Here is a 19,843-nt window from a genome sequence, read left to right as displayed (position 1 = left end):
CCGCGGTGGACTCACTTTTCAAAGGTGCTCAAGCATGCTGCAACTGATTCTCGGCGGTGCCCGTTCCGGCAAGAGTCGCCTGGCGGAAAAACTGGCCACCGACAGCGCCCTTGAGGTGACCTACATCGCCACCAGCCAGCCTCTGGATGGCGAGATGAATCAACGTATTGCCCATCATCGTCAGCGCCGCCCGTCCCATTGGGGGTTGATCGAAGAACCGCTGGAGCTGGCCCGGGTGCTGCAGCAGGCCGCTGGCACCGGGCGTTGTCTGCTGGTGGATTGCCTGACCCTGTGGTTGACCAATCTGCTGATGCTTGAGGACGAGCAGCGCCTGGTGCTCGAGCGCGAGGCTTTGTTGCAGTGTGTGGCGACGCTGCCGGGGGAGATCATCTTTGTCAGCAACGAAACTGGAATGGGTGTCGTGCCCCTGGGCGAATTGACTCGCCGCTACGTGGATGAAGCCGGTTGGCTGCATCAAGCCCTGGCCGAACGTTGTCAGCGTGTGGTGCTGACGGTGGCCGGCCTGCCCCTGACTTTGAAAGGAACTGCGTTATGAGTAACTCCTGGTGGCTGAACCCGTGCAAGGCGGTCGATGCGCGGATGGTTGAGCAAGCCCTGGCGCGTCAACAGCAATTGACCAAGCCGGCTGGGTCCCTTGGCCAACTGGAGCCCTTGGCGGTACGTCTGGCCGGTTTGCAAGGTCAGCTCAAGCCAGGCCTTGAGCGGTTATGGATTTCGATTTTCGCCGGGGATCACGGGGTGGTCGCCGAGGGCGTATCCGCCTACCCGCAGGAAGTGACTGGGCAGATGCTGCTGAACTTTGTCAGCGGCGGCGCAGCTATCAGCGTGCTGGCACGGCAACTGGGGGCACAACTGGAGGTGGTAGACCTGGGGACAGTGTCATCCGGGTTGAGCCTGCCGGGTGTGCGCCACCTTAACCTGGGTGCTGGTACGCAGAACTTTGTCCAGGGGCCGGCCATGACCCCGGCTCAGGGTGAGCTGGCCCTGCAAGCAGGCCGCGACAGTGCGTTGCGCGCCCGAGCCGAGGGTGCCCAACTGTTTATCGGCGGTGAGATGGGCATTGGCAACACCACTGCCGCCAGTGCCATTGCCTGTGCCTTGCTGGACATTCCGGTGGCGCAGTTGGCCGGACCGGGCACCGGCTTGAATGCCGAAGGGGTCAATCACAAGGCCCAGGTCATCGAGCGGGCCTTGGCCCTGCATGCGCGGTCCCGCGACGATGCCTTGCAGACGCTGTTCAATCTCGGTGGTTTTGAAGTGGCTGCGTTGGTGGGGGCCTATCTGGCCTGCGCTCAGGAAGGAATCGCAGTACTGGTTGACGGGTTTATCTGCAGTGTCGCGGCCCTGGTGGCGGTGCGCCTGAATCCGGCGTGCCGTCCATGGTTGTTGTTTGCGCATCAAGGGGCCGAGCCCGGGCACCGGCATGTGCTGGGCGCTCTGCAAGCCGACCCGTTGCTGGATCTGGGCTTGCGTCTGGGAGAGGGCAGCGGTGCTGCGCTGGCGGTGCCATTGCTGCGCCTGGCCTGTGATCTGCACGGGCAGATGGCGACCTTCGCTGAGGCGGCCGTGGCGGACCGCCCGGCATGACCCTGTATCTGGACCTGTTGCGCCACGGTGAAACCGAACTGGGCGGTGGTTTGCGTGGCAGTCTGGACGACGCCCTGACAGAGCGGGGCTGGCAACAGATGCGTGACGGGGTTCAGGGGCGCGGGCGTTGGGATCTGATCGTCAGTTCACCCTTGCAGCGGTGCTCGCGTTTTGCCGAGCAACTGGCTGCGCAGTTGCAGTTGCCCCTGCTGCTGCAGCCTGATGTGCAGGAGTTGCATTTTGGGGCCTGGGAGGGGCAGAGCGCAGCGGCGCTGATGGAAACCAATGCCGATGACCTGGGCCGATTCTGGGCCGATCCCTATAGCTTTACTCCGCCCCAGGGAGAGCCCGTGGCGGACTTTTCCCAGCGGGTGTTGGGGGCGATCGAGGGCTTGTACCGGGACTGTGCCGGGCAGCGGGTGCTGTTGATCAGTCATGGTGGGGTGATGCGCCTGTTGCTGGCCCGGGCGCGGGGGCTGCCTCGGGAGCAGTTGCTGAATGTGGAAGTCAGCCACGGTGCCTTGTTCAGCTTGAAAGTCGCCTCTACGGGGCAATTGAGCGAGGAGGGCTGAGATGCTGCCATTCTGGATTGCCCTGCAGTTTCTCAGCAGCCTGCCCATTCGCCTGCCGGGCATGCCTCAGCCTGAAGAGCTGGGGCGCTCATTGCTGTTCTATCCGCTGGTGGGGCTGTTGTTCGGTGTGCTGTTGTGGTTGCTGGACGCCGTGCTAGCGGGCACCCCCTTGCTGCTACACGCGGCGTTGCTGCTGAGCGCCTGGGTCTTGCTCAGCGGGGGATTGCACCTGGATGGTTTGGCAGACAGTGCCGATGCCTGGCTGGGGGGCTTCGGTGATCGAGAGCTCACCTTGAGCATCATGAAAGACCCCCGGAGCGGGCCCATCGCTGTGGTGACGTTGGTGCTGGTGCTGTTACTCAAGTTCGCTGCACTGGTAGCGCTGATCGAACAGCAGCAGGGCGTTGCCTTGTTGCTGGCACCTCTGATTGGGCGTGCCTCATTGCTGGGATTGTTCCTCTGTACGCCATATGTGCGTGCGGGTGGCCTGGGTCAGGCGCTGGCCGATCATCTGCCACCACTGGCAGGGCGACAGGTGCTGGGCTTGAGTGTCCTGGCCTGTTTGCTGCTGGGAGGCTACAGCGGACTCTGGGTGGTGCTGCTGGCGGTGTTGCTGTTCTTCTGGTTGCGCCAGTTGATGATTCGGCGCTTGGGCGGCACTACCGGCGATACGGCGGGGGCTCTGCTGGAGTTGCTGGAGACGGCGGTATTGCTGGTGATGGTGCTTCTTTGAGCAAGGTCTGCAGTAGCTGCTTTTTCTGAAATTTCTTGCCTTGGATTAATAGCGGGTATATACACGCATCATGCTTCCCTCTCAATGTTTGTGCACCAACCTGCGTCGTGCCGCTCGTGGCGTCAGCAGGTATTACGACGGCGCCCTCGACGGCTTCGGGATTAACGTTGCCCAGTATTCTTTGCTGAACAATCTGCTGCGTCTCGATCAGCCGAGCATTTCCAGCCTGGCGGACGCCATGGGCCTGGACCGCAGTACGCTGGGGCGTAATGTGCGGGTCCTGGAGGCTGCGGGCCTGGTCCGGCTGATGGAAGGTGACGACCAGCGCAACCGCCTGGTGCAACTGACCGAGGCGGGGCATGAGCGCTTGGTGGCAGCCTTGCCGGCCTGGGAAGCAGCCCAGCAGCGGCTGATCGATCGGCTTGGGGTGGAGAAGCGTGAAACCTTGTTGGCCTTGCTGAACGAACTCGCCTGAAGGCGCTTCGTTCGACTATAAGCGGGTATATACCCGCAACTGGAGAATAAAAATGTCATCGATGTGGCGCACCTGCGGCTGGGTACTTCTCGGCAGCGCATTGATCCTGGCGCTGTCGCTGGGGGTTAGGCATGGTTTCGGCCTGTTTCTGCCACCCATGAGCGCGCAGTTCGGCTGGGGCCGTGAAGTCTTCGCCTTTGCCATTGCCTTGCAGAACCTGATCTGGGGCCTGGCACAGCCGTTTACCGGGGCCCTGGCCGACCGTTTTGGTGCGGCCAAGGTGGTGCTGGTCGGTGGCGTGTTGTACGCGGTCGGGCTGGTGTTCATGGGGCTTTCGGATTCGGCGCTGAGCCTGTCCCTGAGTGCCGGGTTGCTGATTGGCATCGGTTTGTCCGGAACTTCCTTCTCGGTGATTCTCGGGGTGGTCGGTCGTGCCTTGCCGCCGGAAAAGCGCAGCATGGGCATGGGGATCGCCAGTGCCGCAGGCTCCTTCGGCCAATTCGCCATGCTCCCGGGAACCTTGGGGCTGATCGGCTGGCTGGGCTGGTCGACGGCATTGCTGGTGCTGGGCCTGCTGGTGGCGCTGATCGTGCCGCTGGTCAGCATGCTCAAGGACAAGCCGCTGCCGGTGCTGGGGCATGAACAGAGCCTGGGCGAGGCCCTGCGTGAAGCCTGTTCTCACTCGGGGTTCTGGTTGCTGGCGTTCGGCTTCTTTGTCTGTGGTTTCCAGGTGGTGTTCATCGGCGTGCATCTGCCGGCCTATCTGGTGGATCAGCATCTACCGGCGACAGTCGGAACCACGGTGCTGGCGCTGATCGGCTTATTCAACATCTTTGGCACTTACACAGCGGGCTGGTTGGGCGGGCGGATGTCCAAGCCACGGCTGTTGACCGGTCTGTACCTGTTGCGTGCGGTGGTGATCGGCCTGTTCCTGTGGCTGCCGGTGACCCAGACCAGCGCCTACCTGTTCGGCATGGCCATGGGCTTTCTCTGGCTGTCCACCGTGCCCTTGACCAACGGCACGGTCGCGACCTTGTTCGGGGTCAGGAACCTGTCCATGCTTGGCGGCATTGTGTTCCTGTTCCACCAGTTGGGCTCGTTCCTTGGCGGTTGGCTGGGGGGCGTGGTGTATGACCGTACCGGGAGTTATGACTTGATCTGGCAGGTGGCGATTCTTCTCAGTCTGTTGGCCGCGGCTCTCAATTGGCCGGTGCGCGAGCGGCCGGTGGCGCGCTTGCAGGCGAGTGCAGCGTGAAGTCATGGCTGGGTTGGAGTGCCGGCCTGGGCGTCGGCATTGTGCTGTTGTGGCTGGCCTGGTGGGGATGGCATCGCGGCGGGCTGGCGCTGATGCAGTTGGGCATGGGTGCTTGCTAGGTGGTCAGAGGGGCGAGTAACGTCGATATCCGACGACTATTGAAGGACGCTGAACATGGCTAAGCGCTGGTTTGTGGTTCCGGCATTACTCACATTGTTTGCAGGTTCGGTCTGGGCGGCGGATTGTCCGGCGTTACTGCAGGGGTCTGTACCCAAGTTGCACGCCAAGGAATCCATCGATCTGTGCCAGCGCTTTGCCGGCAAGCCACTGGTGGTGGTCAATACCGCGAGCTTCTGTGGGTTTGCTCCGCAATTCAAAGGCCTTGAGGCGCTGTATCAGCGTTACAAGGAACAGGGGTTGGAAGTGGTGGGTGTTCCGTCCAATGACTTCAAGCAGGAGTCCAAGGATGGCGCTGAGACTGCCAAGGTCTGTTACGTCAACTACGGCGTGACGTTCACCATGACCGAGCCGCAAAAGGTTCGAGGGGCAGATGCGGTGCATCTGTTCAAGGTCCTGGCGCAGCAGAGCAATGCGCCGAAGTGGAATTTCTACAAGTACGTGGTGGATCGCCAGGGCAATGTGATTGCCAGCTTTTCCAGCCTGACCAAGCCGGATAACCCGGAGTTCATTGAGGCGGTGGAGAAGGCATTGGCATCCAAATCCTGAGTTTTGCAGATCAGCACATGAAAAAGCCCCGCCTCTTGAGAAGCGGGGCTTTTTCTTTCGGTTCTAGAGGCACAGGCCTCTTAACGATTTAGAAGCGGTAGGTTGCACCTACGCCGAAACCGTTCGCGCTGTTGTCGTACTGGGCGTTGTAAGTCTGGCCAAGGGCATTGCTGCGGTTGACGTTGACTTTCTCTTCCTTGAGGTAGGAGTAGGCAACGTCGATGGTCAGGTCTTCGGTTGGGCTCCAGCCGGCACCCAGGCTGAAGATGGTCCGGTCGCCGGTAGGAATGCGTGGTGAACGGTCAGTGTTGTTGGTTGGCGCCTGGTCAAAGGTCAGGCCAGTACGCAAGACCCACTGTTTGTTCAACTGGTAGGACGTACCGATGGCGTAAGCCCAGGTGTCATGCCAGTTCTGCTCTTCCTGGATGCTGCCCAGTTTCAGCGTCGGGGCCAGTGCGCCACCTGTTGCAGCGGTGACACCCTCGTTGTTGACGGTGATGTCTTTCAGGCGGCTCCAGCGGGTCCAGGTGGCACCGGCATAGAGTTTCCAGGCATCGTTCAGTTCCTGGGTGACCGAGAGGTCGTAGGACTCTGGAGTGTCGATTTTCAGGGAGGCGTCGTAGCGGTTGCTTTTCAGGATGCCTGGGTTGGTGCCGGCACCGGCGGTGACATCAGTGTGGCCTTCCAGTTTGTATTTCACTTTCGAGTGGTAGGTCAGGCCCACGCGGGTGGTGTCGGTAGCCTGGACCAGCACGCCGATGTTGTAGCCATAACCAACGTCGTCACCCTTGATTTTGACTTTGCCGTCATTGGGCGAAAAAGGGGTAGTCAAGGCTGATTCCAATACACCGGAAATACGGTTGATGGTCGGGCCAAAACCGATCGAAACCTTATCGTTGAAGGCGTAGCTTACGGTTGGCTGGAACGTTACGACCTTGACTTCGCTTTTGCTGCCGAAGTTACGTCCCTGGAAGCTGCTTTCATAGTCGGTGACCAAACCAAATGGAGCATAGACCCCCAGGCCGAACGCCCATTGGTCATCGATTGGTTTGACGTAGAAGCCCATAGGCACGGCAGTTAAGGGCACCATATCGCCCTTGTTGGTGCCCTGGCGGCTGCCACTGGTGTTCCTGAGGTCGGTGGACGCATCGATAGCCGCCATACCGCCAGTGACTTGCTGGCGTTTCAGGCGCGACATACCGGCAGGGTTACCAAATACAGTACTTGCATCATCGGCAGCGGAAGAGCGGCCAGCAAAGCCAGTACCCATGCCGCTGATGCTTTGTTCGTTAAGAGCAAAACCGCTGGCGAAGAGTTGGGTAGAGGCAAGTGCAACCGCGAGACTGATGGTGGATTTGAGCATGAATTTTTTCATTATTAGAACTCCTGGTGATCACCGAGGCGAAAACTACCAACATTTCGGCTACGGCGCTATAGGCTGTAACAGTTGATTTAGAGCGGTTTTGTAGGACAATCCGACCAGAATCGGGGTTTTTCTCCGATTTTGTGAAGGTCGGTGTCAGCAGGCGAGCTGGCTCAACGGTGAAACGCAGGTTTGCCAGGCGCAGGCGAAATCTCTCAAACGTCCTTGTGGTTGAAAGGTCTTCCTCCAGATACGGGCCATGCCGAGCAGATCGTCGGCTGCGGGGAGTGGAGTGTGCTGTTGTTCCACCAGCAACCAGGCGATGGCGGTGGCATAACGCAGATTGACGGTCAGTTCCAGGTGCGGTCCGGCGAGGAACGCATGTTGGCTGGCCAGTCCTCTCACCAGGCTGGCCCGTTCCGGGTCCAGCGCCAGGTAGTGATCCCAGAGGTCCTGGTGGCGCACTTCAGTGATGCGGTACAGGCCGTGGCCGCGGCGATCGTGCAGCGCCGAGCCCAGCGCCGACTGACTGGCGGCAATGCCCAGCAACAAGGCTTCAGCGGTTTTGCTATGACTGCCCAGGTACATCAGCGTCGGGCGAATGACATAGCGGCACAACTCGCTGGCGGCGATACCCATAATGCCCTCGAGGGGGGGGAGGTGGCCGGCGAAACCCGAAGGTGCTTGGCAGCAATGAAAGGATCAGGTTTGCCGGAAGCGGCGCGGGCCGCCTGACTTGAAGTGTAGTGTCATATCTATGTTGTAAAGGCCTGTTTTTAAAACATTTCCGAGCTCTTGTTATAAGCCTTATACCTATTGGTACTTTGGTTGGAGGAGTGGATTGGTAAATCACAGGCAATAAAAAGCCCCGCGATCAGGCGAGGCTCTTGGGTTTTCAGCACTCTGGCGTATCAGGCCACCAAGGCCTGGCGTGTACGCTCGATCACTGCCTGCAGCGGTTCGGCGCTGGAGTATTGATCGGGATACAGGCGTTCGCTGTGACGGGCGATGCCGTGTTCATTGACCAGGGTGAAGCTGAAGCAGCCTTTGCGCGTGGCCATGATCAGGCAGTTCAACGGCGCAAAAGCGTGGGTTAGGGTGCGAATGGCATCCTGAGTCTGGATTTGAGTAGACATAATTATTAGGTGTTCCTACAAATGACACGGTTAAGAACCGTGCAACGTTAAAACGTTCCAGTAACGTCGACCACTATTGGTCAGACGAAGAACCCGACTGGAACAAAGCAGCCAGTTGCAGCGCTTTAATAAGGTTGCGCTAGGGGCTGGCAGGTAGGTACTTAGGAGGGCAGGCAACACAGCAAGGGCAAAGGTTCTGGGCCCAGGGTGGAGATCCTGATCAATTTGCAGGTTGGTTCGGTCAGAGTAAGTAACTTGGGCACGGCCTTTGATTTCGTTTCAAGGGCTGTGTCAGTTTGAGAATTACCTGGAAACCAGCGAGGTGGTCGGTCCTTGATGTTCGACGTTGTTCTCGTTAGGAGAGGTGTCGGCGGGACTTGTTCGACCAGAATTGACTTTCAGCTTGGTACTAACGGGGCGGAGTCTATCGGGTTGAAGGTGGGAATGCAAGTGTGCTAGGAAAAATGTTCCTTGGGCAACGACGTCACGGGGTGACGATTGTGTCACCTCCGACACGGCGGGGTGTACGAAAGTGGTGCATTGCCGACGTCAATTTCCGTCCAGTTGTGCACACTTGTTGTGCCACATGTCACCGGGTTGTCACCTTCCCCAAGGCTTGCTCCATAGCCTGTCTCGAGAATTTAAGTCAATGATAAACATCGTCTTTTTTTACTGGTGAAAAAATCGTCAGTTTGACTGCAGAGCCCGTCTCATGGGGCTTTGAGAGGGTTGTAGAGGGGTTGTCCACTGACTTATCCACAGCTTCTGTGGATTGTCCCAAGCGCTTGCTCTAGGACGGGCGTGCTGGCTCTTTTTTGACTTTACCCGAGCGAAAAAAGGAGTAGAGTGGCGCGCCTTCCGATCTGCCCCACAGTGCTTTATGAAGTTTCGCTCAGTATCACCTTCTGTTACCGCCCTCCCTGACAGTGTTACCGAACCCAAGCGTTTCTCCTTGCGTGTGGCTCTGTGGTTGCTGGACAGCCCGCGCCTGGGACACAACCCTAACGTCAAGCACTTTGCCGGACGTTTACTCAAGCAGCCGGCCCGGGAAGGCGTGGTCGCGGCGCAAAGTCGCCTGGGTCAGTTGATGTGCCGCGAGTGTGGCAACGCCCGGGACCGCCGTATCGGTCACGACCTGTTGCGCCAGGCAGCCCGCGCCGGTGACCGTCGTGCTCAACTGGAGCTGGGCCGTATCGAAGACTGAGGCTGTCCAACGCCCGGTGGCTTGGTTAACCTTCGTTCCTTATTTCGCTGACAGGAATTGCTATGGCTATGGACTTGACCAGCCTGCTGCTCGGCCTGGCGGGAGCGGCGCTGCCGTTACTGGTGCTGGCCTGGCAACTGCAGCGTCGCGCCAGTTCCAGCCAGTCCGAGCTATCACTGCTGGAAGAGCGTCTGGCTACGGCCCTATTGGCCCAGGAAGGACTCATGGCACAGCTGGATGCCAGTCGTGATGAAGTCAGTGACCTGAGTCAGGCCAATGCTTTGAAGCAGGCGGACCTGGCGGCTGTGCGTCGAGAGGTCGAGTTGCTGCAGATTGAACGGGACAACGCCCGTGACGCTGCTCACGCCTGGAACCTGGAGCGTGCTGCCAAAGAGAACGAGTTGCGACGTCTGGATGCCCAGGCTGCCTCGTTACAGGCTGAGCTACGAGAGCAGCAGGAAAGCCACCAGCAGCGCCTTACCGATCTGCAAGGGTCCAGGGACGAGCTTCGGGCCCAGTTCGCCGAGCTGGCGGGCAAGATCTTCGATGAGCGCGAACAGCGTTTCGCCGAGACCAGCCAGCAGCGACTTGGGCAGTTGCTGGACCCGCTCAAGGAACGCATCCAGTCGTTCGAAAAAAGGGTCGAAGAGAGTTATCAGGCCGAGGCCCGCGAGCGTTTTTCCCTGGCCAAGGAGCTGGAGCGTTTGCAGCAACTGAATCTGCGCTTGAGTGATGAAGCCACTAACCTGACCCGCGCCCTCAAGGGGCAGAAGACCCAGGGCAATTGGGGGGAGCTGATTCTTGAGCGGGTGCTGGAGCACGCAGGCCTGGAGAAGGGACGCGAATACCAGACCCAGGTCAGCCTCAAAGGGCCGGACGGTGAGCGCTTCCAGCCCGATGTTCTGATCATGCTGCCGGGTGACAAGCAGGTGGTGGTGGACTCCAAGGTCAGCCTCACGGCCTACCAGCAGTATGTCGGCAGCGACGATCCACAGATTGCCCAGGCGGCCCTGAAGCAACATGTGCTGTCCCTGCGCAATCACGTCAAAGGCTTGGCCGGCAAGGATTACAAACGTCTGGAAGGTTTGCACAGCCTCGACTTCGTACTGCTGTTCGTGCCCATCGAAGCCGCATTCTCGGCAGCCCTGCAAGCCGAGCCCAACCTGTTTCAGGAAGCGTTCGACCGGCATATCGTCATTGTCAGCCCAACCACCTTGCTCGCTACTTTGCGGGTAATCGACAGCCTGTGGAAGCAGGAGCGCCAGAGTCAGAATGCCCGGGAAATCGCCGAACGGGCGGGCTGGCTCTATGACAAGTTCGTGCTGTTTATCCAGGATCTGGATGAAGTCGGCAACCGCTTGCAGCAACTGGACAAGGCATATGCCGCCGCGCGCAACAAGCTCACCGAAGGTCGGGGCAATCTGGTCAGCCGCAGTGAGCAGCTCAAGTTGCTGGGGGCCCGGGCCAGCAAGAGTTTGCCGGCAGATTTGCTGGAGCGGGCCATGACCGATGCCGACGGGCGAGAGTTGGAGTTGCCGGAGTAGCCCGGCACTGGCTCAGCCCAGAGGCAGATGACGACTCAATAGGGCGCGCAAGGCTGCCGGTTTTACGGGCTTGGCCAGATAGTCCAACCCTGCCGCGTGCACCTGGGCGATCATCTCCGGACGCCCATCAGCACTGATCACCACGCCAGGCACCGGCTCCCCCAACTGAGTGCGTAGCCAGGCCATGACGTCGGTGCCGGTTTCGCCATCGTCCAGGTGGTAGTCCACCAGCGCCAATTGCGGGCGGATGCCTTCCTTGAGCAGCGCCGCGCACTCTTCGCGGTTCCGGGCAGTCCAGACTTGGCAACCCCAGCGTGTCAGCAAGCTGTTCATGCCGATCAGGATGCTGTCTTCGTTGTCCACACAGAGCACCTGCCCGCCGTTGAGGGACTGCCCGTTGAGTTCCACCGCTTTGCCCGGCGCGACCACGCTACTGCGGGCCAAGGGAACGTTGACACTGAAAACGCTGCCCTTGCCGGGCCAGGAGCGTACCTGCAACGGATGGCCAAGGACCCGGCACAGGCCGTCGGCGATGGCCAGGCCCAGTCCCAGGCCTTTTTCGGCGCGGGTCTGGTGGCTGTCCAGGCGCTTGAACTCTTCGAAGATCACCTGCTGCTTGTCCCGGGGGATGCCCGGGCCCCGATCCCAGACTTCAAGGCTCAATGAGTCGCCCCGACGACGCACTCCCAGCAAGACCGGGCCCTTGGCATAGCGGAAGGCGTTAGTCAGGAAATTCTGCAGTACCCGCCGCAGTAACTTGCTGTCACTGTCGACCCGCAGACGGCTGCCGCGCACCCGGAATTGCAGGCCCTGCTCATGGGCCAGGGCCTTGAATTCCGCCCCCAGGGTGTCGAATAGCTCGTTGAGGGCAAAGGGTTTGCGATCAGGGGTGATCTTGCCGTTTTCCAGGCGCGAGATATCCAGCAGGTCGCTGATCAGGTCCTCGGCAGAGCGCAGTGAGCTGTCCAAGTGCTGCACCAGCTGCTGGGCTTCGACAGAGAGTCCGTCATTCTGGTGTGAAAGGGCGGCGGAGAACAGCCGTGCAGCGTTCAGGGGTTGCATCAGGTCGTGACTGACGGCCGCCAGAAAGCGCGTCTTGGATTGGTTGGCCGCTTCTGCCGTGCCCTTGGCTTCGGTCAGCGCGGCATTGAGTTGCGACAGTTCATGGGTGCGTTCCGCCACCCGTTGTTCCAGGCCCTCGTTGGCCTCGGTCAGAGCCTGCTCGGCCTCGCGGAACGGGGTGATATCGGTGAAGCTCATGACGAAGCCGCCACCGGGCATCGGGTTGCCGATCAGTTCGATGACCCGGCCGTTGGGGAACAGCCGCTCGGAAGTATGGGCTCGTCCCTGGCGCATCCAGTGCAGGCGTCGGGCGACGTGGACCTCCGCTTCGCCGGGGCCGCACAGGCCGCGCTCGGCGTTGTGGCGAATGATGTCGGCAATCGGCCGGCCAACGCTGATCAGGCCTTCGGGGTAATTGAACAGCTCCAGATAACGACGGTTCCAGGCCACCAGTTTCAACGACTGGTCCACCACACTGATGCCCTGGGTGATGTTTTCGATTGCGCCTTGCAGCAGTGCGCGGTTGAACTGCAGCACTTCAGAGGCTTCGTCAGCGATGCGCACCACGTCTTCGAGTTGCATCTCCCGGCCTTCGATAGCGGCCTTGACCACGGCGCGGGTCGAGGAGGCGCCAAGGACACCGGCGAGCAGGCGTTCGGTATGGGCGATCCATTCGCCGTCGGCGTTCTGATTCGGGTTGAAGCCTTTGCCCTGACGATAGGCGAAGCGGATGAAACTCTGGCGGGCGCGCTCTTCACCGACAAAGCGCGCGGCCAGTTTCAGCAGGTCGTCGATCTGCACTGCCAGCATCGAACGTGAGCTGAGGCGACCGCTGATTTCCTGGCCGATGAAGCGTCCGGCCTGCCAGTGCTCGGAAACCCGGGTGCGCGACAGCACCGAGACCCAGGCGAACAGGGTGAAGTTGCCGGCCAGTGACAGCACCACGCCCTGGGTCAGTGGTGTGATGGGCAGGTCCAGCGGATTGCCGTGCAGCCAGGCCAGGCCGGGGAAGCTGCTCAGGGACCAGCCCAGGCTGTGGGCAGCGATGGGCAGGACCAGGGTGTAAAACCAGATAAAGGTGCCGGCGGCGAGTCCGGCAAACACCCCTCGACGGTTGGCCTGTTTCCAGTACAGCGCGCCAAGCATGGCCGGCGCCAGTTGAGTCACGGCGGCGAATGCAATCTGGCCGATGGTGGCCAGGCTGGCGGTGGAGCCCAGCAGGCGATAGCTGACATAGGCCAGCAATAGGATGACCACGATGCTGACGCGGCGCACCGAAAGCATCCAGTGACGGAACACTTCGAAGGGGCGTTCGGCGTTTTTATGTCGCAGCAACCAGGGCAGCAACATGTCGTTGGAGACCATGGTCGACAGTGCCACGCTGGCCACGATCACCATGCCGGTGGCGGCCGAAGCGCCGCCGATGAATGCCAGCAGGGCCAGGGCGGGATGGGCCTGGGCCAGGGGCAGGCTGATGACGAAGGAGTCCGGCAGCACGCTGCTGGGCAGGAGCATCTGCCCGGCCAGCGCGATGGGCACCACGAATAGCGCAGCCAGGGCCAGGTAGGCGGGGAACACCCATTTGGCCAGGCGCAGGTCCTGGGGCTCGATGTTCTCGACCACGGTGACGTGGAATTGCCGCGGCAGGCAGATGATCGCCATCATCGCCACCCCGGTCTGCACCACCATCGACGGCCAGTTGATGGTTTCCTTCCAGTACTGCTCCAGACGGGGCGCGAGCATGGCCTGGTTGAACAGATCGTCGAAACCGTCATAGAGGCCGAACGTGACGAAGGCGCCGACGGCCAGGAAGGCAAACAGCTTGACCAGGGATTCGAAGGCAATCGCCAGCACCATGCCCCGGTGGTGCTCGGTGGCGTCGAGGTTGCGGGTGCCGAAGACAATGGTGAATAGCGCCAGGATCAGCGACACAATCAGTGCCGTGTCCTGAGCGCGGGTACCCATGGCGTCGGCTCCGGCGCCGATCAGCAGGTTCACTCCGAGCACGATGCCCTTGAGTTGCAGGGCGATGTAGGGCAGCACTCCCACCAGGCAGATCAGGGCTACGACCACCGCCAGGGATTGGGACTTGCCGTAGCGGGCGGCAATGAAGTCGGCAATGGAGGTGATGTTCTCCTGCTTGCTGATCATCACCATCTTCTGCAGCACCCAGGGGGCGAACACCAGCAGCAGGATGGGGCCCAAATAGATCGGCAGGAAAGCCCAGAGTTGTTCGGCCGCCTGACCCACGGCGCCAAAGAAGGTCCAGCTGGTGCAATAGACGGCCAGCGACAGGCTGTACACCCAGGCCCGCACCCGCGGCGGAAGGGGCGCGCTGCGACGGTCGCCGTAGAAGGCGATGGCAAACATGATGGCCATATAGGCCAGGGCAACGGCGGCGATCAGCCCGCTGGACAACGACATGGAAACTCCGAAGCAAAGACGCCGGGCACGTCAGCCCGGCCAGACAGTCTGGCACGATGTTGAGTTGGCGTCAGTGTCGACCAAGGTATCAGCGTGGCCTGATGTCGCAGGGCCGGACGGTCGTTCGGGCGGGCTAGGGTTGCAGGGCAAGCTCGATCATTTCATGGAGTTCCGACACCGGTAGCGGCGTGGCGGAGAACAGGATGCGAAACACGGTCGGCGCCACGATCAGGTTCAGCAGGCGATCGACGTCCGGCAGGCGTTCTTCACTGTCCTGATAGCGTTCGAGGAGGGTCTGCAATTGAGCGCTGAGGATAGTCACGCAATAGCCTGGAGTCGCGCTGCATTGCACGTCGCGCATCATGTTGCGTCCTGGCTCCGAACTCATTTCATCCAGGTACTGCTCGGCCCAGGCTCGCAGGTCGCCCCGCAGGCTGCCGGTGTTGGCCGGTTCGCTGTCCGGACGCATGCGTGCCAGTGCAACATCGGCCAGCAGGGCTGACAGGTCGCCCCAGCGTCGGTAGATGGTCGAGGGGGTGACGCCGGCGCGAGTGGCGATCTGCGGCACGGTCAAGGACGAGCGGTCCTGCTCCTCAAGGAGCTGGCGGACTGCCGTATGGATGGATTCCTGAACCCGGGCGCTACGGCCGCCTGGGCGTAAAGCTTCTTTAATAGCCATGGGAACGAACCTTAACACAAAGAATTTGCTTTAAGCCCGGGGCGGTAGCACACTGCGCAAAAGCAAAATATTAGCTTTAGTGGAGCGTGCTTATGTCCGGTGCTATCGACACCTGTGTGTCCAACCGTCGCAGTTTGGTGTTTCTGGCCATTACCTTGCTCAGTTTTCTGGCGGCCTCCAGCGTGCCGACACCGCTTTATCACCTTTACCAGGAAACCCTGCATTTTTCTCCGGCGATGCTGACCTTGGTATTCGGGGTCTATGCCCTGAGTCTGCTGGCCGCCCTGCTGACGGTGGGGTCTCTGTCGGACTACCTGGGGCGGCGGCCGGTGATCTTTGCCGCCTTGCTCCTCAATGTCCTGGCGATGCTGCTGTTTATCAATGAAAGCGGGGTGCAGTGGCTGATTGCTGCACGGGTGATGCAGGGCTTTGCCACTGGCATGGCTACCAGCGTACTCGGCGCCGCGTTGCTGGATACCGATCGCCAGCAAGGCCCATTGGTCAATAGTGTTGCGCCCCTTCTGGGCATGGCGTGCGGCGCCATGGGCGCCAGCTTGCTGGTGGAGTTCGCGCCGTTGCCGCTACAGCTCAGTTACTGGTTGCTGTTGGGGGTGTTCGTGGTCCAGGCCCTGTATGTCTGGCGCTTGCCGGAAAGTGTCAGTCCGCAACCTGGCGCCTGGGCCTCGTTGCGGCCCACATTGCATGTACCGCTGCAAGCGCGGCGAGCGTTATGGCTGGCGTTACCGGTGGATGTGGCGGTATGGGCTGTGGGCGGCTTTTATCTGTCCTTGGCCCCGTCACTGGTGCGCGCCGCTACCGGGTCAACCTCGAACTTGACCGGCGGCGCTCTGGTGGCGGTGCTGACCCTCAGTGGTGCAGTGATGATCTTTTCTCTGCGCCAGCGACCGGCGGACAAGGTCCTGCGCCTGGGGGCCGGGTTGTTGGCGGTGGGGGTGATGCTGATCCTCGGCGCAGTGCACAGTGCCAGCCTGATGCTGTTCTTCCTTGGCACCCTGGTGCTGGGCAGCGGTTTCGGCGGCGGATTTCTTGGCGCGCTGCGCAGCGTAATGCCCCTGGCCTTGCCCCATGAGCGCGCGGGCCTGATGTCGGCGTTTTATGTCCTGAGTTATCTGGCGTTCTGCCTGCCGGCATTGCTGGCGGGCAACCTGACCCGCAGCTTCGGCCTGATTGCGACTACCGATGGCTATGGGGCCGTGCTGATCCTGCTATCCCTCGGCGCTCTTCTGGTACTGCTGCGTCGCCCGGTGCCACCATGTTGCACAGCACCTGGGAATTGAGCGTGTGGCTCATCCACTGAAAGAACATCCTGGGTACTGATGATCGAGTTTGAAGGCAGCGCCTCGGACTTAATATCTATCCAGTAGATAACAGATAGAGAAATTACCCGTTATATAGATATTCGATTAGGTTCTACCATGGGCTCCACCTCATCAGAGGACAGGAGACACGTCATGCCATGCACCCACAGCGTCAAAGCCGGCCGCCGGCCCTTGAGTCATCTGCAACACCCCCGTGAAGCCATTCGCCAATTCACTCCCAACTGGTTCGCCGCCACCATGGGCACCGGCGTTCTGGCTCTGGCGCTGGCCCAGTGGCCGGCCCAGGTTCCAGGCCTGCATCAGGTAGCCGAAGGATTCTGGTGGCTGACCATTGCCCTGTTCGTGCTCTTCACGGTGATGTATGCCGCCCGTTGGGTGCTGTTCTTCGATGAGGCGCGGCGAATTTTCGGTCATTCAACTGTCTCGATGTTTTTCGGCACCATTCCCATGGGGCTGGCGACCATCATCAACGGCTTACTGCTGTTCGGCATTCCCCGCTGGGGCGAGGCGGTGGTGCATCTGGCACAAGTGTTGTGGTGGCTGGACGTGGCCATGTCCCTGGCTTGCGGGGTGTTGATCCCCTACATGATGTTCACCCGGCAGGAGCACAGCATCGATCAGATGACCGCCGTCTGGTTGCTGCCGGTGGTGGCGGCTGAAGTGGCGGCGGCCAGCGGCGGCTTGCTGGCGCCGCATCTGGCGGATGCTCACGCCCAACTGGTGATGCTCAGTACCAGCTATGTGTTGTGGGCTTTTTCGCTGCCGGTGGCTTTCAGCATCCTGACTATCCTGCTGCTGCGCATGGCCTTGCACAAATTGCCCCACGAAAGCATGGCGGCCTCGAGCTGGCTGGCCCTGGGGCCGATCGGTACCGGCGCCCTGGGCATGCTGGTGCTGGGGGGCGATGCACCGGCGATCTTTGCCGCCAATGGCCTGTCCGGCGTCGGCGAGATTGCCGCCGGCCTGGGGCTGGTGGCGGGCCTGACCCTATGGGGCTTCGGCCTTTGGTGGATGTTGATGGCGGTGCTGATCACCCGGCGTTACTTGCGCGAGGGCATTCCCTTCAACCTCGGTTGGTGGGGCTTTACCTTCCCGCTGGGTGTGTATTCGCTGGCCACCTTGAAGCTGGGTAGCACTTTGCACCTGGGATTCTTCAGCGTATTTGGTGCGGTGTTGGTAGCGGCCCTGGCGTTGATGTGGCTGATCGTGGCCAGGCGTACAGTCCAGGGGGCCTATAAAGGAGAGCTGTTTGTTTCGCCGTGCATTGCGGGCTTACGGAAATAATCGCCAAAGATAGGTAAGGTTGTGGCCTGGATCGATATTCGACATTCCAATAACAGTATCCACGCCACTCAGGGACATGGAAGATGAGTCACCCTTCGCAGTTCACTTTGCTCCGCAAGCGGCGGTTCCTGCCGTTCTTCATCACGCAATCCCTCGGCGCCTTCAACGACAACATCTTCAAGCAGTCGTTGATCCTGGCCATTCTCTACAAGCTGAGCATCGAGGGTGATCGCTCGATCTGGGTCAACCTCTGTGCCTTGCTGTTCATCCTGCCGTTCTTTCTGTTCTCGGCCCTGGCCGGGCAGTTCGGTGAGAAGTTCGCCAAGGATGCGCTGATTCGCCTGATCAAGCTGGGGGAGATCGCGATCATGGCCGTGGGAGCGGTGGGCTTCGTCTTCGACCATCTCTGGCTGATGCTGGTGGCGCTATTTGCCATGGGTACCCATTCGGCGCTGTTCGGCCCGGTGAAATATTCGATCCTGCCCCAGGCCCTGCGTGAAGAGGAACTGGTGGGCGGCAATGGCCTGGTGGAAATGGGGACTTTCCTGGCGATTCTGGCCGGGACCATCGGCGCGGGGATCATGATGTCCTCGGCTCATTACGCCTCTATTGTCTCGGTTGCCATCCTGGGAGTCGCGGTGTCGGGCTACCTGGCAAGTCGGGCCATTCCACGGGCGGCTGCTGCAACCCCGGACATGCGCCTGAACTGGAACATCTTCAGTCAGTCCTGGGCCACCTTGCGTCTGGGCTTGGGGCAGACACCGGCGGTGTCGCGGTCGATTGTCGGCAACTCCTGGTTCTGGTTTGTCGGGGCAATCTACCTGACTCAGATTCCCGCCTATGCCAAGGAGTGGATGCACGGCGACGAGACGGTGGTGACCCTGATCCTCACTGTGTTCTCGGTGGGTATCGCGGTGGGCTCGATGCTGTGCGAGAAGCTTTCGGGGCGCAAGGTTGAGATCGGCCTGGTGCCGTTTGGCTCCTTTGGCCTGACGGTATTCGGCCTGCTGCTGTGGTGGCATTCCGGTGGTATCCCGGAGAGTGTCAATGGTCATGGCTGGCTTGAAGTGCTGGGCTTCGGGCATGCCTGGTGGGTGTTGTTCGACGTGCTGGGGCTGGGGGTATTCGGTGGCTTCTATATAGTGCCGCTGTATGCGCTGATCCAGTCGCGTACTCCGGAGAATGAACGGGCCCGGGTAATTGCTGCCAACAATATTCTCAATGCGCTGTTCATGGTGGTGTCGGCGATTGTTTCCATCGTCATGCTGAGCATGGTCAAGCTGACCATTCCCCATCTGTTCCTGGTGGTGTCGCTGCTCAACATCGCGGTCAACGTCTATATCTTCAAAGTGGTGCCCGAGTTCAGCATGCGGTTCATGATCTGGCTGCTCAGCCATTCCATGTACCGCGTCGAGCATCGCAATCTGGAGCAGATCCCCGATGAAGGGGCGGCGTTGCTGGTGTGCAACCACGTGTCGTTCGTCGATGCCTTGTTGATTGGCGGCGCGGTGCGCCGGCCGATTCGCTTCGTGATGTACTACAAGATCTACAACCTGCCAGTGCTGAACTTTATCTTCCGCACCGCCGGTACCATTCCTATCGCTGCACGGCATGAAGATCTGGAAATCTACGAAAAGGCCTTTAAACGTATTGCCCAGTATCTGCGTGACGGTGAGTTGGTGTGCATTTTTCCCGAGGGCAAGCTGACTGCCGATGGTGAGATTAACGAGTTCAAGGGCGGCCTGACACGGATTCTCGAAGAGACCCCGGTGCCGGTGATTCCCCTGGCACTGCAGGGCTTGTGGGGCAGCTTCTTCAGTCGCGACCCGAACAAAGGGTTCTTCCATCGCTTCTGGTCACGAGTGACTTTGGTGGCCGGGCCAGTCGTAAGCGTGGAGGCCACCGAACCCGCGCAGTTGCAGGCGCTGGTGGGGCAGTTGCGCGGCAGTCGTCGCTAGGATTGCAGTGAACACAAAAACGCCCGCAGCATTGCGGGCGTTTTCATTACTGTGCGGCGGCGGTCAGCTGGCGCTGACTTTCAAGCCCACCAGGCCGGCGATGATCAGCGCCACGCTGGCCAGGCGCACCAGGGCCATGGATTCGCCGAACAGGATGATCCCTGCGATCACCGTGCCAATGGCACCGACCCCGGTCCAGATGGCGTAGGCCGTGCCCAGGGGCAGCTCCTTCATGGCCAGACCGAGCAGGCCCAGGCTGATGGCCATGGCGAGGATGGTCAGGGCGGTGGGCAGCGGACGGCTGAAACCGTCGGTGTACTTCAGGCCGACAGCCCAGCCCACTTCAAACAAACCGGCAAACAACAAAATGATCCAGGACATGCTGACCTCATCGGTTGATGGGGTCGTCCCCACAAATAAGTCACTCGATTGAGTCGCGAGGTCGTCCTCGCGCTGCGCAGTATACTGCTCAATGTGACT

General features: G+C 60.6%; 19 protein-coding genes. 13 read left to right on the top strand and 6 right to left on the bottom strand.

The genetic code is table 11. The features are described from left to right. Positions 1-34: 34 nt before the first annotated feature. The 8 genes from cobU to KHO49_RS21655 all read left to right on the top strand — a co-directional run bounded on the left by cobU (position 35) and on the right by KHO49_RS21655 (position 5,369). A complete protein-coding gene (gene cobU / locus KHO49_RS21685) occupies positions 35-556 on the top strand; it encodes a bifunctional adenosylcobinamide kinase/adenosylcobinamide-phosphate guanylyltransferase (protein WP_102880546.1) in 522 nt (173 codons plus the stop codon). Next, a complete protein-coding gene (gene cobT / locus KHO49_RS21680) occupies positions 553-1,608 on the top strand; it encodes a nicotinate-nucleotide--dimethylbenzimidazole phosphoribosyltransferase (protein WP_213665808.1) in 1,056 nt (351 codons plus the stop codon). Before cobU ends, cobT begins: the two co-directional genes overlap by 4 nt. Next, complete coding sequence (locus KHO49_RS21675; protein ID WP_102880544.1) at positions 1,605-2,180, top strand: histidine phosphatase family protein; 576 nt, start codon at positions 1,605-1,607, stop codon at positions 2,178-2,180. Before cobT ends, KHO49_RS21675 begins: the two co-directional genes overlap by 4 nt. A gap of 1 nt (position 2,181) precedes the next feature. Then, positions 2,182-2,913 carry an adenosylcobinamide-GDP ribazoletransferase gene (locus KHO49_RS21670; RefSeq protein WP_213665807.1) on the top strand — a complete coding sequence of 244 codons (732 nt, stop codon included), beginning with the start codon at positions 2,182-2,184 and terminating at the stop codon, positions 2,911-2,913. 70 nt (positions 2,914-2,983) lie between these two features. Further along, positions 2,984-3,388 carry a MarR family winged helix-turn-helix transcriptional regulator gene (locus tag KHO49_RS21665; RefSeq protein ID WP_102880542.1) on the top strand — a complete coding sequence of 135 codons (405 nt, stop codon included), beginning with the start codon at positions 2,984-2,986 and terminating at the stop codon, positions 3,386-3,388. Between the two features lie 52 nt (positions 3,389-3,440). Beyond that, positions 3,441-4,643: an MFS transporter gene (locus KHO49_RS21660; RefSeq protein ID WP_123394150.1), complete on the top strand. Its 1,203-nt coding sequence runs from the start codon at positions 3,441-3,443 to the stop codon at positions 4,641-4,643. Next, the gene (locus KHO49_RS31300) at positions 4,640-4,762 is read left to right on the top strand and encodes a hypothetical protein (RefSeq protein ID WP_258010341.1); all 123 of its coding nucleotides are present in this window, start codon (positions 4,640-4,642) and stop codon (positions 4,760-4,762) included. The genes KHO49_RS21660 and KHO49_RS31300 overlap by 4 nt, the downstream gene beginning before the upstream one ends. 55 nt (positions 4,763-4,817) lie before the next feature. Continuing rightward, positions 4,818-5,369, top strand: a complete 552-nt coding sequence (locus KHO49_RS21655) for a glutathione peroxidase (protein ID WP_102860762.1) — start codon at positions 4,818-4,820, stop codon at positions 5,367-5,369. Positions 5,370-5,457: 88 nt separating this feature from the next. On the opposite strand, the gene KHO49_RS21650 is transcribed toward KHO49_RS21655, so the two are convergent. The 3 genes from KHO49_RS21650 to KHO49_RS21640 all read right to left on the bottom strand — a co-directional run bounded on the left by KHO49_RS21650 (position 5,458) and on the right by KHO49_RS21640 (position 7,868). After that, positions 5,458-6,744 carry an OmpP1/FadL family transporter gene (locus KHO49_RS21650; protein ID WP_102880539.1) on the bottom strand — a complete coding sequence of 429 codons (1,287 nt, stop codon included), beginning with the start codon at positions 6,742-6,744 and terminating at the stop codon, positions 5,458-5,460. A 144-nt stretch (positions 6,745-6,888) separates the two neighbouring features. After that, positions 6,889-7,371 (bottom strand): hypothetical protein, encoded by a 483-nt coding sequence (locus tag KHO49_RS21645; protein WP_102860764.1) that lies wholly within the window; start codon positions 7,369-7,371, stop codon positions 6,889-6,891. 272 nt (positions 7,372-7,643) lie between these two features. After that, positions 7,644-7,868 carry a hypothetical protein gene (locus KHO49_RS21640; RefSeq protein WP_025127035.1) on the bottom strand — a complete coding sequence of 75 codons (225 nt, stop codon included), beginning with the start codon at positions 7,866-7,868 and terminating at the stop codon, positions 7,644-7,646. An 880-nt stretch (positions 7,869-8,748) separates the two neighbouring features. On the opposite strand from KHO49_RS21640, the gene KHO49_RS21635 reads away from it, so the two are divergent. Then, a complete protein-coding gene (locus KHO49_RS21635; RefSeq protein WP_102880537.1) occupies positions 8,749-9,072 on the top strand; it encodes an SEL1-like repeat protein in 324 nt (107 codons plus the stop codon). 176 nt (positions 9,073-9,248) lie between these two features. After that, positions 9,249-10,616: a DNA recombination protein RmuC gene (locus KHO49_RS21630; protein WP_170001972.1), complete on the top strand. Its 1,368-nt coding sequence runs from the start codon at positions 9,249-9,251 to the stop codon at positions 10,614-10,616. Positions 10,617-10,628: 12 nt separating this feature from the next. Here KHO49_RS21630 and KHO49_RS21625 read toward each other — a convergent pair whose 3' ends face one another. Beyond that, positions 10,629-14,102: a hybrid sensor histidine kinase/response regulator gene (locus KHO49_RS21625; protein ID WP_102860768.1), complete on the bottom strand. Its 3,474-nt coding sequence runs from the start codon at positions 14,100-14,102 to the stop codon at positions 10,629-10,631. Positions 14,103-14,235: 133 nt separating this feature from the next. Next, a complete protein-coding gene (locus KHO49_RS21620) occupies positions 14,236-14,781 on the bottom strand; it encodes a TetR/AcrR family transcriptional regulator (protein WP_102880535.1) in 546 nt (181 codons plus the stop codon). A 92-nt stretch (positions 14,782-14,873) separates the two neighbouring features. Between KHO49_RS21620 and KHO49_RS21615 the strand changes: the two genes are divergently transcribed. From KHO49_RS21615 to KHO49_RS21605, 3 genes are all read left to right on the top strand, one after another. After that, a complete protein-coding gene (locus KHO49_RS21615) occupies positions 14,874-16,079 on the top strand; it encodes an MFS transporter (protein ID WP_213665806.1) in 1,206 nt (401 codons plus the stop codon). 174 nt (positions 16,080-16,253) lie between these two features. Next, positions 16,254-17,405, top strand: coding sequence for a TDT family transporter (locus tag KHO49_RS21610; RefSeq protein ID WP_110594681.1), 1,152 nt, complete (start codon positions 16,254-16,256; stop codon positions 17,403-17,405). Positions 17,406-17,488: 83 nt separating this feature from the next. After that, complete coding sequence (locus KHO49_RS21605) at positions 17,489-19,363, top strand: MFS transporter (protein WP_110594679.1); 1,875 nt, start codon at positions 17,489-17,491, stop codon at positions 19,361-19,363. Positions 19,364-19,426: 63 nt separating this feature from the next. Here KHO49_RS21605 and sugE read toward each other — a convergent pair whose 3' ends face one another. Beyond that, positions 19,427-19,744, bottom strand: coding sequence for a quaternary ammonium compound efflux SMR transporter SugE (sugE, locus tag KHO49_RS21600; protein ID WP_016967450.1), 318 nt, complete (start codon positions 19,742-19,744; stop codon positions 19,427-19,429). Between the last annotated feature and the right edge of the window lie 99 nt (positions 19,745-19,843).

Source organism: Pseudomonas sp. RC4D1 (assembly GCF_018390395.1).
In the GTDB taxonomy this organism is placed as follows: Bacteria; Pseudomonadota; Gammaproteobacteria; order Pseudomonadales; family Pseudomonadaceae; genus Aquipseudomonas; species Aquipseudomonas danubii.
The sequence above is the reverse complement of the archived record's forward strand: the minus strand, read 5'-3'. Positions and strand labels throughout refer to the sequence as shown.